Origin of the sequence: Marivirga harenae (genome assembly GCF_030534335.1) — a bacterium.
Taxonomy (GTDB): domain Bacteria; phylum Bacteroidota; class Bacteroidia; order Cytophagales; family Cyclobacteriaceae; genus Marivirga; species Marivirga harenae.
In genome coordinates this window covers 517,501-531,680 of the sequence record NZ_CP130565.1, presented here as the reverse complement: position 1 = coordinate 531,680, position 14,180 = coordinate 517,501, and the positions used below count along the sequence as shown (strand labels likewise).

Sequence of the window (14,180 nt, the reverse complement as noted above, 5' to 3'; positions counted from 1 at the left end):
TTTTTAATACAGAATTTAATATTTTTTTCAAATATAGTATGCATGCATACTATATTTTTGTATATTTGACTTCCATGAAGAGAGAAGAATCCATCGACTACAATATTAAGGCGGCCTGGCATGCTATTTCACGTATGTACAACCAACAAGCTGTAAAATATGGAATTACTACTTCCATAGGGTTTGTGTTATTAAATATCAATTCCAAAGAAGGGACACCTGCTACCAAAATAGCGCCACTGATGGGCTTAGAAAGTAGGAGTTTGACCCGTATGCTAAAAAGTATGGAAGAAAAGGGTCTTATTCATAAGAAGCCTGATCCTGAAGATAAACGTTCGGTCAGAATTTTTTTAACAGATTTAGGGATAGAGAAAAAGGCGGTGTCAAGGGAAACGGTAAAAGCTTTCAATGAAGAGGTATTCAAAACTATTGAACCTGAAAAATTAGAAGCTTTTTTTGATGTCATCAACAGAGTGAATGGCATAATCGACTCAAACGAGATTTACAATAATAACGAATCAGTTCATTAATTTTTTAAAATTTAAACCATAGCGACTAAATGAAACGAAACATTAAAAAAGTAGCCGTTTTAGGTTCGGGGATTATGGGATCAAGAATTGCCTGCCACTTTGCCAATATTGGTGTGGAAGTGCTCTTGCTTGATATCGTGCCTTTTGAACTTACGGATGCCGAGAAAGACAAGGGCCTGACGAAGGAAGATCCGCAAGTGCGCAATCGTATCGTGAATGAGGCTTTTGAATCTACCTTGAAAGGTAAGCCTGCTTCATTATATCATAAAGATTTTGCCAATAGAATTTCATTGGGAAATTTTGATGATGATATGCACAAAATCAAAGATTGTGACTGGGTGCTAGAAGCTGTTGTGGAGCGACTGGATATTAAAAAGAAAGTTTTTTCAAAAGTTGAAGAACACAGAACTAAAGGTACTATTATATCCTCCAACACTTCAGGTATTCCAATTCATATGATGCTAGAAGAAAGAAGTGAGGATTTCCAAAAGCACTTTATTGGAACACACTTCTTCAATCCGCCTCGTTATTTAAAATTATTGGAAATCATTCCTACACCAAAAACGGATCAAGCGATTACTGATTTCTTGATGCATTATGGAGATTTGTATTTGGGCAAAACAACGGTTTTATGTAAAGATACTCCTGCATTTATCGCAAATAGAGTAGGTATCTATGCAATTTTGAAAGTTGTAGAGTCCATGCAAAAATTAGGCATGAATATCGATGAGATTGATAAATTGACAGGGCCTGTTATTGGGCGACCAAAATCTGCTACTTTCAGAACCTCTGATGTAGTTGGTTTGGATACCTTGATAAAAGTAGCCAATGGTTTATATGAAAATCTTCCAAATGATGAAGCTAGAGAAACTTTCAATTTGCCGGATGTAATCGGGAAGTTAGAAGACAACAAATGGTTAGGAGATAAAACAGGGCAAGGTTTTTATAAGAAGACCAAAAAAGATGGAAAGACTGAAATCCTTACTTTGGATTTGGAGTCAATGGAATACAAGCCTAAGAGCAAGCCTAAATTCTCTACCCTTGAGTCCACCAAGCAGATATCTAATCTAAAAGAGAGATTTCCTGTTTTATTAGGAGGTAAGGATAAAGCGGGTGAATTCTACAGAGATTCCTTCTATGGTTTATTCAAATATGCATCTAATAGAATTCCCGAGATTTCTGATGAATTATATAGAATTGACCAAGCAGTTTGCACTGGCTTTGGTTGGGAAATTGGACCATTTGAGACTTGGGATACTCTAGGTGTTAAAAAGACTGTGGAGAAAATGGAAGAAGCAGGTTATAAGCCAAACCAATGGGTTTATGATATGCTCGATTCTGGCGCAGATTCTTTCTATAAAGTTGAAGCAGGTCAAAAGCAATACTATGATCTTGATAGTAAGAAATATGTAAATATCCCGGGAACTGAGGAATTCATTATTCTTGAAAACTTGAAAGAGAGTGGTAAAGAAATATGGAGCAATGCAGAAGCGGGAATTATCGATTTGGGTGACGGTATTATTAATGTAGAATTCCGTTCTAAATCAAATTCCCTCGGTGGCGGTGTGATAGAAGCCATCAATAAGGCTATTTCGATGGGAGAGGAGAAGTATCGTGGAGTAGTAATCTCTAACGAGGGTTCGAACTTTTCTGTGGGCGCCAATTTGGGAATGATCTTCATGTATGCCATCGAACAAGATTATGATGAGTTAGATTTCATGATTCGTCAGTTCCAACAAACTATGATGCGAGCAAGATACTCAGCAGTACCTGTTGTAGTAGCACCACATAATATGGCTTTAGGTGGAGGATGTGAATTATCCATGCATGCTGACCACGTTCAAGCTTCAGCTGAAACTTATATCGGTTTGGTTGAAGTAGGCGTTGGTGTCATTCCAGGTGGTGGAGGTACCAAAGAAAATGCTCTACGAGTAGCTGATAGATATCAGGACGGAGATGTTGAGCTGAACGCTTTGCAAAATGCTTATATGAATATAGCCATGGCTAAAGTTGCCACCTCGGCTCATGAAGCAAGAGATATGGGGATTCTACGTCCTTCTGATGGAATCAGTATGAATAGGAGCCGTCAGATCGCTGATGCTAAAGCTGCTGCTATAAGATTGGCAGATGCTGGATATACCATGCCAGTTCAAAGGACTGATATAAAAGTGCAAGGAAAAACTGGTATTGCTTTATTTAAAGCGGGGGTGTCCGGTATGAAGATGGGGCGATACATTTCAGAACACGATCAGAAGATAGCAGATAAACTAGCGTACGTAATGTGTGGCGGAGATTTATCGTATCCTCAAGAAGTTTCAGAGCAATACTTATTGGATCTTGAAAGAGAAGCTTTCTTATCCCTGTTAGGAGAAAAGAAAACACTGGAAAGAATTCAAGCCGTATTGCAAGGAGGAAAACCGCTTAGAAACTAGACTTTAGATCCTAGAACCTAGAACATAGAATAAAGATCGAAAATGCACAATTATAAGAAACTTAAAGTTTGGGAGAAATCAATGGAGTTATCTCTATTGATATATCAAGTCACAAGTACTTTTCCTAGCGAGGAAAGATTTGGATTGATATCTCAAATTAGAAGGTGTGCTGTTTCAATCCCATCTAATATTGCAGAAGGCTCTTCTAGAGATTCAAGCAAAGATTTTTCTAGGTTCTTAAGAATATCTATTGGTTCTAGTTTTGAGTTAGAAACTCAATTGCTGTTAAGTAAAGAACTGAATTTTGTGTCAGAAAGTGATTTTGATGCGGTTAAGAACGCATTAGATGAAATTCAAAAAATGCTTAACTCTTTTATAAAGAAAACGAATGCAGAAGTCTAGACTCTATGTTCTAGATTCTATAATCTCAAAATTTAAAAAAATGGACGCATATATAGTAGCAGGATATAGAACGGCAGTAACAAGAGCCAAAAAAGGTGGCTTCAGATTTTACCGACCGGATGATCTAGCCTCCGATGTAATCAAACACCTGGTTTCCCAAGTGGAGGGTGTAGAAAATAAAATGGTAGACGACCTAATTGTAGGGAATGCTGTGCAAGAAGCAGAGCAGGGAATGCAAATGGGGCGTATGATTTCACTCTTAGCGCTTGGTAAAGAAGTACCAGGCATGGTAATCAATAGGTATTGTGGATCAGGATTGGAGGCTATAAATATAGCGGCTTCAAAAATTCAGGCTGGTTATGCCGATATCATTATTGCTGGTGGAACGGAATCAATGTCTATGGTACCAATTATGGGTTACAAAACGGCTCTTAATTACAAAATAGCTACTGAAACTCCAGATTACTACACCTCAATGGGTTTAACTGCAGAGCAAATTGCTCAGCAATGGAAAATATCTCGTGAAGATCAGGATGAGTTTGCATATAACTCTCACATGAAGGCAATCAATGCACAGAAAGAGGGTAAATTCGATAATGAAATTGTACCTATCAATGTCAAAGAAACTTATGTGGAAGATGGAAAGAAGAAAACACGTGATTATACTGTAGATAAAGACGAAGGACCACGAGCGGGAACAAGTACTGATGTATTAGGAAAACTGAGACCAGTTTTTGCACAGGGGGGATCAGTAACTGCTGGAAATTCTTCTCCAACAAATGACGGAGCCTCATTTACGATGGTAATGTCCGAAAGAATGGTGAAAGAATTAAACGTAAAGCCAATTGCCAGAATGGTGGGCTTTGGCGTAGCAGGTGTTGAACCAAGAATCATGGGTATAGGTCCTGTGGAAGCAGTGCCAAAAGCATTGAAAAGCGCAGGGTTAAAATTGAATGATATTGATTTGATTGAATTAAATGAAGCATTTGCGGCTCAATCATTAGCGGTAATTCGTGAGTTGGATATTGATCAAAGTAAATTAAATGTTAATGGTGGAGCGATAGCTTTAGGACACCCTTTAGGTTGCTCAGGTGCAAAACTTTCGGTTCAAGTAATGAATGAATTGAAAAGAACCAATGGCAAATACGGGATGGTTACTGCTTGTATTGGTGGTGGCCAAGGAATTGCCGGCATTTACGAAATGATGTAAAAGGAGAATCTATATTCTAGACTCTTGAATCAATTTCTCATTCAGACAAAAAATGTTATAGATTTTAAAAAGATAGTAAAATGGAAAAAGTTGATAAAAAATACACAGCAAAGGGTGGAGCTTTCTTAATAGAAGAAACTCCAGCTCAGGCAGTTTTCACTCCAGAAGAATGGACGGAAGAACAAAAAATGATTGCCCAAACTTGTAAAGATTTCTTGGATCAGGAAGTTTACCCACGTTTGGATGAAATTGATGATGTAAAAGGAAACCCTGATATTATGCCGGAATTATTGGATAAATCAGGTGAATTAGGACTATTAGGAACCTCAGTCCCAGAAGAATATGGTGGATTCGGAATGGACTTCAATACTTCTATGCTGGTTGCTGAAGTAATTGGTGCGGGTCATTCCTTTGCCGTTGCTTTATCCGCACATACTGGAATTGGTACACTACCCATTCTGTTTTATGGTGATGATGCACAGAAGAAAAAATATTTGCCAAAATTAGCTACTGGTGAATGGAAAGCTTCATACTGTTTAACAGAACCGGATTCTGGTTCCGATGCTAATGCAGCTAAAACGAAGGCAGTTTTAACGGAAGATAAAAAGCACTATATCTTGAATGGTCAGAAAATGTGGATCACCAATGGTGGTTTCGCTGACATTTTCATTGTTTTTGCTAAAATTGATGATGACAAAAATCTTTCTGCTTTTATAGTGGAGAAAGATTTTGGTGGAGTGACTATGAATGAGGAAGAAGCCAAAATGGGTATAAAAGGATCTTCTACGCGTCAGGTATTCTTTAACGATTGTAAAGTACCAGTTGAAAACATGCTTTCTGAAAGAGAAAACGGTTTTAAAATTGCTGTAAATATTTTAAACATCGGTAGAATCAAGTTGGCTGCTTCTACAATCGGTGCTTGCAAAGGAATCATTGGAAATGCGGCTCAATATGCCACTGAAAGGAAGCAGTTCGGAACATCTATAGGTAGCTTTGGTGCAATTAAGCACAAATTGGCTGAGATGGCGGCAAGAACTTATGCGTCAGAATCAGCAGCTTATAGAGCAGGTCAAAACATCGATGATGCTTACGATGATTTAGTGGCTGGTGGAATGTCAGAAGCAGAAGCTAAATTGAAATCAGTAGAAGAATTTGCTATTGAATGTGCAATCCTAAAAGTCCATGGATCAGAAACTTTGGACTACGTAGTGGACGAAGGTGTTCAAACTTATGGTGGAATGGGCTTTTCAGCTGATGCACCTATGGACAGAGCTTATCGTGATGCCCGAATCAACAGAATCTTCGAAGGTACGAACGAAATCAACCGAATGTTAACTATTGACATGTTGTTGAAGCGCGCCATGAAAGGTAAGTTAGATTTAATGACACCGGCCATGAATGTACAAAAAGAATTGACTTCAATACCAGACTTTGGAGCCGATGAAGATGATGCCATGTTTGCAAAGGAGAAAAAGGTCTTGGCTAATTTGAAAAAAGCTGGATTGATGATTTCAGGTGCTGCTGTTCAAAAGTATATGCAAAAGCTTTCTCAAGAACAGGAAATCTTGATGAACCTTGCTGATATGTTGATTGAAGTTTATGCTGCAGAATCTGCTTTATTAAGAACTGAGAAATTGGTTGGTATTAAAGGAGAAGAGGCGTGTAAGCAACAAATCAACATGACAAAGTTATATATGCACAGAGCAGTTGAAATTGCTAATAAAGCCGGTAAAGAAGCCATCTTTGCGTTTGCAGAAGGAGACGAGCAGCGGATGATGCTTTTAGGTTTAAAGAGATTCACTAAAATTGATCCTATGAACCTTAAAGAAGTAAGGAGATCAATAGCTGATCATGTGCTAGAAAAGCAAGCTTATGAATTCTAATTGTAAAAAAGCATAGTTTTTATTTTGAAAGGCTCGAATTTATTCGAGCTTTTTTTATGCGTAATAGTATTTGATGAACGTGTAATTAAATAGTGAGATAATTGTATTTAATCATAATATTTCACAAATTCGGGCTTCACTAAACCAATCTTCACTATGTTAACTTTTGAAATTAAACATCAAGACCGCTACTCTCGAGGCGAGTTGTTGTTACGTACTTTTTTTGGGTGGCTGTACATCCTAATTCCTCATATGTTTTTATTGTTTTTTATGAGCTTATGGGGGGCTATCCTGAGCTTCATTGCTTTTTGGGTGATTTTATTTACTGGTAGGTACCCGCAAAGTTTTTTTGAATACCAAGTAAAATTGCTTCGTTGGAATACTAGAGTAAATGCACGAATTTTAAACTTATCTGATGATTATCCTCCCTTTGGATTGGAGGCTAAAGATGAATTTGTAGATGTTGATGTTAAATATCCAGAACGAATTAGTAGAGGCTTGGTGCTGCTTAGGTTATTTTTCGGAGTCATTTATGTGCTAATACCTCATGTTTTTATACTGTTCTTTAGACTTATTTGGACGCAGATACTGGCTTTTATTGCATGGTGGGTGGTTTTATTTACCGGGGAATTCCCCACATCCTGGCATGAATTTATTGTCGGAACTTTAAGATGGCAAACTAGAGTGAATTTATATATGTCTTATATGACTGATGAGTATCCCCCTTTTTCAGGAAAACCATGAAATTATGACAACAGAAAACTTTCACACAATACCACAGCCCGATGAAATGGATATTCGGGAGAAAGAAGATGCAATGGGAGCCTACCTAATGATGTTCGCAGCATTAGGGGCTGGTCTCCCTTTGCCTATTTTAAATTTGATTGCAGCAATCGTTTATTACTACATCAATAAGGGAAAAAGTTTGTTTGTTCGTTTCCATTCCCTGCAATCTTTACTCAGTCAACTCCCAACAAGCATTTTGAATGCTGTTGCGGTATTTTGGGGAGCAAGAATAGTGTTTTTTGATTATGCTTTTACGGATGTTTTTAAAGGATATTTGTGGTTGGTTGGGATAGCCAATTTGATTTACATTATTTTTAGTATCATTGGCGCTGTAAAAGCAAGGAAAGGAGAAATGTATTACTTTCTCTTCTTTGGCCGAGTTTCCTATCAATCTGTTTTTAAGAAAGAAGAAACTGATGCCAAAAAAACAGTAAACCAACCCCCTAAAATGTAATCATGAATAAGAATATAAGGGATTTAACAGTAATAGTTATAATTGCTTTTGCTATCTGGGCTGGTTTTACTTATATCTCAACAACTACTGAAAAACAAGATTTAGTTTCTTTAGAGCAAGAAGAGGATATTGCGGACTTTTTCAATCGACAAATATTTAGGGAATATGACTCTTTGGATGTTGGACTGACCGATTCCGTAATGAATATTGTCTTTAGTCGCTTAACTGATCCTATGGATTCCCTTAGATATGATTATAATATTTATGTCTTAAAGTCTGATCAGGTAAATGCGTTCACTGCCTTTAATGGACAACTTTTTGTCTTTACCGGCTTAATTGACCAAACGGAAACTCCTGAAGAGTTGGCGGCAGTTTTGGCACATGAATTAGCTCATGCTGAAAAAAGGCATGTAATAAAGAATCTGGTTAAGGAGATTGGGCTCAATTCTTTAATATTGATTATTTCTGGTGGAGACCCCGTCATTATGCAAGAAATAACTAAGCTGGTGGTCAGCAGTGGCTTTAGCAGAAGTATGGAAAAAGAGGCGGATGAATATGCAATTCAGTATTTAAAGGATGCCAAGATCAACCCCAATAGATTAACTCAGTTTTTTCTAAAGCTAAAACAAAAAAACAGAGAAATCCCCGAAAGTTTAGAATGGATTTCTTCACATCCAGCGCTTAAAGAAAGAATTGAGTTTGTTTCTGAAAATGTTGGTGATTCCATTGAGGAAATCCCCATTGCTGTTGATTGGGAAGCTTTTAAAGGAAGTTTAAAATAATATGTATCAACAGTGTATTTATATTGCACTTTTAAAAGAAAATAACCTTAAAAATAGTAATTTTTCAATAAAACTCAAAAAAAATCTTTTTTGGGCTTGACCCTTTAAATAATTCATTTTACATTTACAATATCTTATACAAGTCAATGACTTTGTAAGGTTTTGGTTGAAATAGAAAGGCAGCTGGGGAGCTGCCTTTCGCTTTTCCTACCCTTTTGTATTTTAATCATACATTCAACCACTTCGTTCTCATCAAACTTTCTTTTTCGGTAATGCTATCATTCTCTTTGATGATATATCGGCTGTAGTAATTATCATTTCCTGAATTTATCCTTACTTCCTTTTGTAAATTATTTCTGAAGAACTGAATCCTATATTCTGTTTTATCCTGTAGTAGAAATACTTCTTCATCGATCTCTTCAAATTTTTGATTGTCTATACTGATTATTTCATCTCCAATTCTTAAAGTCTTTTCGGCCGGACTATCAGGGGCAATGGAAATAATTTTCCCTTCATTTGATTTGAAACCAAAATGATGAGCCAATAAATTTTCATTTGACTTCAATTCCATTTTAAACCCGAATTGATTTAATAATTCTTGCAACTCTTTTTCTAAGGGTTCACACCCTTCAATATACAACTTGGAATATGCTGTCAAATCATGACCTATAATTTCTTCCGCTGTTCTTAAATAATCTTCAGGGCTGTAGCCTTGATCTTTTGTGTAGAAATCATTCCATAGTTTTCGCATGACATCATCTAGACTTTTTTCTCCTTTGCTTTCTAAAATGATTCTTAAATCTAGGATGAGGGCAATTAAAGCTCCTTTTACATATATGGATACTTTTCTATGTGGGATCCCAGCTTCATATCCATCAAGCCATAAATCCCATGATGATTCTGCTACTGATGCATTAAATCTCCCGTAATTTTCAAAATGACGTTTAAAAAGAAGATTGATTTCTGTTAGATACCAATCTAAATCTTTCACACCACTCCTCACTAGGAAAAGATCACCATAATAGGTGGTTACGCCTTCCGCTACGTAGCCTGTGCTAAAATAATTTTCCGTTTCAAAATTGTAGGGATACATTTCTTTCGGCCTAATTCTAATAATATTCCAATAATGAAATAATTCGTGTGAGCTGATCCCTAGAAAGTTATTGTAAAATGCTTCCGAATTAAATTCCTTTGAGGGACCCAAAACTATACAAGTGCTATTTAAGTGTTCGACTCCGTGATAAGCCTTTTCATCTGGTATTTGAAACAGAAAGTGATAATCTGTGCTTTCAAATGCTCCCATTGTATCGATTTGCAAGGCAGTGAATTTTTCAAAATCAGTTATAATCTGTTCTTTATTATTTAAGTCTACTTTTCCTCTAAACCATAAATGAAAATTTATGTCATTCACTTTGTATTGAAGATGCTGTAGATTTTTTCCAGCTAGCAAAGGGCTATCTACCAATTCGTAAAAGCTTTTGGCGAGTAATTTCTTTCCATTCCTCTCTAAGCTGCAAGCGATTTCCCAATCACCTGGAATCGATAATTCAATTTCATGTGATCTATGCATTTCATTAGGTTCGTATAGCATACAATTGATGAAGTTCAAATACCAATGTTCTTCATCTACATATGTGCTTCCGCCATCAATAATTGATGTATAAATTTCATATCGAATAATGCATTGATTTTCTGGACAATTAATTCTCCAGGTGTTTTTATTAGTTTTACTGAAATCTATTGCTTCACCATTGTGATCAAATGCCTGAAAGTTTCTCAAGTATTTAGAGAAATTTCCCAATTGATATCTACCTGGCCTCCAATTGGGCAATTTCATCTCAAAAGTTGGGTTTGAGGATTTTAATCGTATTTCTACTTGTAAAAAGGAATCGTGGGGAAACTTTTGTGATAATCTATATTGAATCATTATCGATATATTTAAATAATCATCTTAAATTTGAGGTGTAAAGTTGATGATTTATAAGCAGATATAAAACGAGATATTCTTTTAGTATTTTGTGAAAGTATTTTGCAGAAACAAATTAACTGTCTATCTTTGCATCCCTTAATAAAGAACAAGAGAAAATTTAAATATATAAAGATATGAAACGTACATTTCAGCCTTCTCAAAGGAAAAGAAAAAATAAGCATGGATTCAGAACTAGAATGGAATCAGCTAATGGAAGAAACGTTTTGGCGAGAAGAAGAGCGAAAGGTCGTCATAAATTAACTGTTTCTGACGAAAAAGGTAAGCACAGAAAATAATTCTGCAATGCAGAAAAGCGCATGTCTGTAATCTCGGACAATAACGATTTCTCTTTTAAGAAGAATGAGCGCTTATATCATAGAAATGAAATTCAGGAGCTTTTTAAAAAGGGCTCCTCTTTTTATTTGTACCCATTTAAAGTCATTTATATTGCTGATCCATTTGAAGCCAAAGTCAATCCTCAGCAAATATTGATTTCCGTACCCAAAAGGAAATTTAAAAAAGCCCCCGACCGAAATTTCATTAAAAGGCAAGTAAGAGAAGCCTACAGACAGCATAAAATTCTGATTGATCCAGAAAAACTTAATAGAAATTTGAGGATTGCTTATATTTACACTTCTGATAAAAAAATGCCATCTGATGTGTTAACAAAAAAACTAAAAAAGACTTTAGAGCGTTTGCACCAAGAATTCACAGTGTAAATTCTGTAATATTGTGGACAGAAACTAAAATTTGTCATAATAATAGTGGCGAAATACTAACTCGACCGCTTCCGAGGACCTCGGAAAAGCGGGAGGGATGAAAGTTTAGCGGGTCTGCTTGCGCAGACAAGCCAACGAAGGCCTAGAGATATAAATTGATAATAGTATAGAAACTAAGTCATAATGTTTTTAATCTGTCATTCTCAGTTTCTAAATCGAAGTTCAAACGAAATAGTATGAGTTTTGTAAAGTAAAAAATTAGTAAATAACTTTTCATGAAGCTATCAAATAAAATAATAATCACACTTTTAGCCCTAACCTTTATCGGCTTAGTATCATTCCAAGTAAAGAAAAACGACCGATACTTTGAAATCATTAAAAACCTTGATGTCTTCACTACTTTATATAAAGAACTCAACACTTACTATGTAGATGAAATCAATCCTACGGAAATAATTGAAACGGGCATTGAGGCTATGCTTGAGTCTTTAGATCCATACACCAACTTTATTCCTGAAGACCGAATCGAGGACTACCGGATCATGTCCACTGGCCAATATGCTGGAATTGGAACCACAATGGGGAAAATTGAAGATAGACATGTGGTCATGATGGTTTTTGAAGGCTCTCCAGCAGAAAAGTCAGGATTGAAAATTGGCGATGAAGTAATTGAAATTAATGATAACGTAATTGAAGACTACGATACAGATGAAATCAATACGCTTCTTAAGGGGCAAATAGGTACCAATGTGGATGTGAAAGTCAAAAGAAAGGATTCCAAAAAACCGCTAAAATTCTCTTTAAATAGAGAAAGTATAAATATTGAAAGCGTGCCTTATTATGGAATGATAGGCGAAGATATTGCCTATATCAGACTAACAGAATTCTCCAGTGGAGCTGGGGCTTCAGTACGATCGGCCCTAGTGGAATTGAAGGGGGAAGGAGCTAAAAAGGTAATTCTGGACCTTCGAGGAAATCCTGGCGGCTTGCTTAATGAATCTATTGAGGTTTCCAATGTGTTTATTCCTAAAGGATTAGAAGTGGTAAGCACTAAGGGGAAAATTGAGGAATGGAATAAATCCTATACCTCTAATAAAAATCCAGTTGATGTCAATATTCGGCTAGCTGTTTTAATTAGTAATAATAGTGCTTCGGCTTCAGAGATTGTAGCGGGGGTTATGCAAGATTATGATAGAGGTATTTTGGTTGGGCAAAGAAGCTTCGGAAAAGGATTGGTGCAAGCAACCCGTCCTCTGAGTTATAATAGTCAATTGAAAATAACGACTGCAAAATATTATATTCCAAGCGGTAGATGTATTCAAGCAATTGATTACAGTCACCGCAATGAGGATGGAAGCATCGGGAAAATTCCAGATTCGTTGAAGACAGAATTTGAAACCAAAGGTGGAAGATTAGTTTATGACGGAGGAGGAGTTTCACCTGATCATGAAGTAATTACCAAGGGATATGCCCCAATCACAATTCAATTAATAAAAAAAGGTTTCGTCTTTGATTTCGCTACTGAATATTATTACAGTAATTTAGAATCAAAACCAGACCCAAAGAATTTTAGAATTTCCGAGAAAATATATCAAGATTTTACCAATTGGGTTTCAGGTAAAGATTACAGCTATACGACTGCCACAGAAGAAACAATTAAAGAGCTAAAAGAAACTGCGGATAACGACAAATATTTCGGTTTTATCAAAAAGGAAATTGAGATGCTGGAAAAGGAAATCCAAGATCATAAAAATGAAGATTTGACAGTGTTCCAGTCTGAAATTAAAAGAGCCTTAAAGGAGGAGATCATTTCACGCTATCATAAAAGACAAGGCATGATAGAATCATCTTTTGAAAACGATGAGGAAGTCGAAGAAGCTATTTCACTTTTAAATGATAAAGTAAAGTATCAAAATCTCCTAGAAGTTAAAAAGTAATGGATTTTTACTTTCTTTTATTCTTAGCAGGTTTAATTGGTGGATTAATATCGGGCTTACTTGGCGTTGGCGGAGGCATTATATATATATTGATTCTCCCTATCGCATTCCAATTTATTGGAATCCCCAATCAAGAAATAGCACAGTTTACAATTGCCAATTCATTGTTTGGGACATTTTTTGCCGGGCTTTTCGCTACCTATAATCACTACAAGCATGGGGAATTTTATCCTAAGCAGATAATAATCATTAGCATTTCTTCCATCACAGCAGGATTGTTATCACTTTATTTTATCGTAAATACACCCTTTTATTCTGTTGAAGTGTTTAATGTGGTTGTAATCGTTTTATTAGGTTTAATGCTTTTTTCAACTTTATCTAACGCTAAAAAGCAAGTGGATTTTCAGGAGACGAGCGTTAGAGTAAAAAGATTGTTGAGCTTAACCGGTTTATCAGCTGGATTAACCGCTTCACTAACTGGATTAGGAGGTGGAATTATTATCATCCCGTTTTTAAATCAGGGGTTTAAAATGGGAGTAAAAAAAGCAAAAGCTATTTCTCTAGGAGTGATCACCATTACATCTTTGTCTATGGTGGTTTTTAATCTCTTTCAACAACCCATGCAAGCGGTGGCAGTTAATCATACTGGCTACATTCTATTCCAAGTGACAGGCCCACTGATTGTAGGGACTTTGATTACTGCAAGAATCGGAGTGAAATTAAGTAGAAAAATGAAAGCCTCTGCAGTAAGTTATCTTTTCTCCGCTTTCATTGTTTTAGTGATTGTTAAAAAGTTATTAGAATTGATATGAGCATTATATTAAGTATTGAAACTTCAACACCTATTTGTTCTGTAGCAATTCATAATGATGCTAAGTTAATGGCTAATGCGGACCTTTATTTGGAGAAGTCACATTCGAACTCCTTAACACCTTTAATAGAACAACTCTTATCACATTGTGATTTAAAGATGAAAGATTTAGAGGCGATTGCAGTGTCATCTGGCCCAGGCTCCTACACTGGTCTGCGGATTGGTCTAAGTACTGCCAAAGGATTATGCTATGCGCTTGAAATTC

At 36.1% G+C, this 14,180-nt stretch carries 14 protein-coding genes (1 of these 14 running past the window's edge); 13 read left to right on the top strand and 1 reads right to left on the bottom strand.

The genetic code is table 11. The annotated features are described in order from the left end of the window. The first annotated feature begins 74 nt into the window (after positions 1-74). The 8 genes from Q3Y49_RS02325 to Q3Y49_RS02290 all read left to right on the top strand — a co-directional run bounded on the left by Q3Y49_RS02325 (position 75) and on the right by Q3Y49_RS02290 (position 8,479). Positions 75-530: a MarR family winged helix-turn-helix transcriptional regulator gene (locus tag Q3Y49_RS02325; RefSeq protein ID WP_303270616.1), complete on the top strand. Its 456-nt coding sequence runs from the start codon at positions 75-77 to the stop codon at positions 528-530. 29 nt (positions 531-559) lie between these two features. After that, a complete protein-coding gene (locus tag Q3Y49_RS02320) occupies positions 560-2,962 on the top strand; it encodes a 3-hydroxyacyl-CoA dehydrogenase/enoyl-CoA hydratase family protein (protein ID WP_303270615.1) in 2,403 nt (800 codons plus the stop codon). Positions 2,963-3,004: 42 nt separating this feature from the next. Further along, positions 3,005-3,364: a four helix bundle protein gene (locus Q3Y49_RS02315; RefSeq protein WP_303270614.1), complete on the top strand. Its 360-nt coding sequence runs from the start codon at positions 3,005-3,007 to the stop codon at positions 3,362-3,364. Positions 3,365-3,404: 40 nt separating this feature from the next. Next, a complete protein-coding gene (locus Q3Y49_RS02310; RefSeq protein WP_303270612.1) occupies positions 3,405-4,574 on the top strand; it encodes a thiolase family protein in 1,170 nt (389 codons plus the stop codon). A gap of 80 nt (positions 4,575-4,654) precedes the next feature. Beyond that, positions 4,655-6,457 (top strand): acyl-CoA dehydrogenase FadE, encoded by a 1,803-nt coding sequence (locus Q3Y49_RS02305; protein ID WP_303270611.1) that lies wholly within the window; start codon positions 4,655-4,657, stop codon positions 6,455-6,457. 156 nt (positions 6,458-6,613) lie between these two features. Continuing rightward, entirely contained in the window at positions 6,614-7,201 is a 588-nt protein-coding gene (locus Q3Y49_RS02300) for a DUF4389 domain-containing protein (protein WP_303270610.1), read from the top strand. Positions 7,202-7,205: 4 nt separating this feature from the next. Beyond that, positions 7,206-7,697, top strand: a complete 492-nt coding sequence (locus tag Q3Y49_RS02295) for a DUF4870 domain-containing protein (RefSeq protein ID WP_303270609.1) — start codon at positions 7,206-7,208, stop codon at positions 7,695-7,697. 2 nt (positions 7,698-7,699) lie between these two features. After that, positions 7,700-8,479 (top strand): M48 family metallopeptidase, encoded by a 780-nt coding sequence (locus Q3Y49_RS02290; RefSeq protein WP_303270608.1) that lies wholly within the window; start codon positions 7,700-7,702, stop codon positions 8,477-8,479. Positions 8,480-8,705: 226 nt separating this feature from the next. Here Q3Y49_RS02290 and Q3Y49_RS02285 read toward each other — a convergent pair whose 3' ends face one another. Then, the gene (locus tag Q3Y49_RS02285) at positions 8,706-10,406 is read right to left on the bottom strand and encodes a M61 family metallopeptidase (protein WP_303270607.1); all 1,701 of its coding nucleotides are present in this window, start codon (positions 10,404-10,406) and stop codon (positions 8,706-8,708) included. 176 nt (positions 10,407-10,582) lie between these two features. Between Q3Y49_RS02285 and rpmH the strand changes: the two genes are divergently transcribed. The 5 genes from rpmH to tsaB all read left to right on the top strand — a co-directional run. After that, positions 10,583-10,744 carry a 50S ribosomal protein L34 gene (gene rpmH, locus Q3Y49_RS02280; protein WP_013453813.1) on the top strand — a complete coding sequence of 54 codons (162 nt, stop codon included), beginning with the start codon at positions 10,583-10,585 and terminating at the stop codon, positions 10,742-10,744. Positions 10,745-10,765: 21 nt separating this feature from the next. Further along, positions 10,766-11,167: a ribonuclease P protein component gene (gene rnpA, locus Q3Y49_RS02275; RefSeq protein ID WP_303270606.1), complete on the top strand. Its 402-nt coding sequence runs from the start codon at positions 10,766-10,768 to the stop codon at positions 11,165-11,167. 275 nt (positions 11,168-11,442) lie between these two features. Continuing rightward, positions 11,443-13,104, top strand: coding sequence for a S41 family peptidase (locus Q3Y49_RS02270; protein WP_303270605.1), 1,662 nt, complete (start codon positions 11,443-11,445; stop codon positions 13,102-13,104). Beyond that, on the top strand, positions 13,104-13,916 hold the full coding sequence (locus Q3Y49_RS02265; protein ID WP_303270604.1) for a sulfite exporter TauE/SafE family protein: 813 nt from the start codon (positions 13,104-13,106) through the stop codon (positions 13,914-13,916). The genes Q3Y49_RS02270 and Q3Y49_RS02265 overlap by 1 nt, the downstream gene beginning before the upstream one ends. Continuing rightward, on the top strand, positions 13,913-14,180 hold the start of the coding sequence (gene tsaB, locus Q3Y49_RS02260) for a tRNA (adenosine(37)-N6)-threonylcarbamoyltransferase complex dimerization subunit type 1 TsaB (protein WP_303270603.1). 446 nt of this gene lie beyond the right edge of the window; 268 of the gene's 714 nt are visible here — the first part of the coding sequence; it begins with the start codon at positions 13,913-13,915; its stop codon lies off the right edge, out of view. Before Q3Y49_RS02265 ends, tsaB begins: the two co-directional genes overlap by 4 nt.

Bases quoted from the DNA above. Each gene is read 5' to 3' on its own strand.
- Q3Y49_RS02310 (WP_303270612.1), top strand. From the start codon at position 3,405: ATGGACGCATATATAGTAGCAGGATATAGAACGGCAGTAACAAGAGCC.
- Q3Y49_RS02320 (WP_303270615.1), top strand. From the start codon at position 560: ATGAAACGAAACATTAAAAAAGTAGCCGTTTTAGGTTCGGGGATTATG.
- Q3Y49_RS02300 (WP_303270610.1), top strand. From the start codon at position 6,614: ATGTTAACTTTTGAAATTAAACATCAAGACCGCTACTCTCGAGGCGAG.
- Q3Y49_RS02305 (WP_303270611.1), top strand. From the start codon at position 4,655: ATGGAAAAAGTTGATAAAAAATACACAGCAAAGGGTGGAGCTTTCTTA.
- Q3Y49_RS02285 (WP_303270607.1), bottom strand. From the start codon at position 10,406: ATGATTCAATATAGATTATCACAAAAGTTTCCCCACGATTCCTTTTTA.
- Q3Y49_RS02295 (WP_303270609.1), top strand. From the start codon at position 7,206: ATGACAACAGAAAACTTTCACACAATACCACAGCCCGATGAAATGGAT.
- Q3Y49_RS02325 (WP_303270616.1), top strand. From the start codon at position 75: ATGAAGAGAGAAGAATCCATCGACTACAATATTAAGGCGGCCTGGCAT.
- rnpA (WP_303270606.1), top strand. From the start codon at position 10,766: ATGTCTGTAATCTCGGACAATAACGATTTCTCTTTTAAGAAGAATGAG.
- Q3Y49_RS02270 (WP_303270605.1), top strand. From the start codon at position 11,443: ATGAAGCTATCAAATAAAATAATAATCACACTTTTAGCCCTAACCTTT.
- rpmH (WP_013453813.1), top strand. From the start codon at position 10,583: ATGAAACGTACATTTCAGCCTTCTCAAAGGAAAAGAAAAAATAAGCAT.
- Q3Y49_RS02290 (WP_303270608.1), top strand. From the start codon at position 7,700: ATGAATAAGAATATAAGGGATTTAACAGTAATAGTTATAATTGCTTTT.
- Q3Y49_RS02315 (WP_303270614.1), top strand. From the start codon at position 3,005: ATGCACAATTATAAGAAACTTAAAGTTTGGGAGAAATCAATGGAGTTA.
- Q3Y49_RS02265 (WP_303270604.1), top strand. From the start codon at position 13,104: ATGGATTTTTACTTTCTTTTATTCTTAGCAGGTTTAATTGGTGGATTA.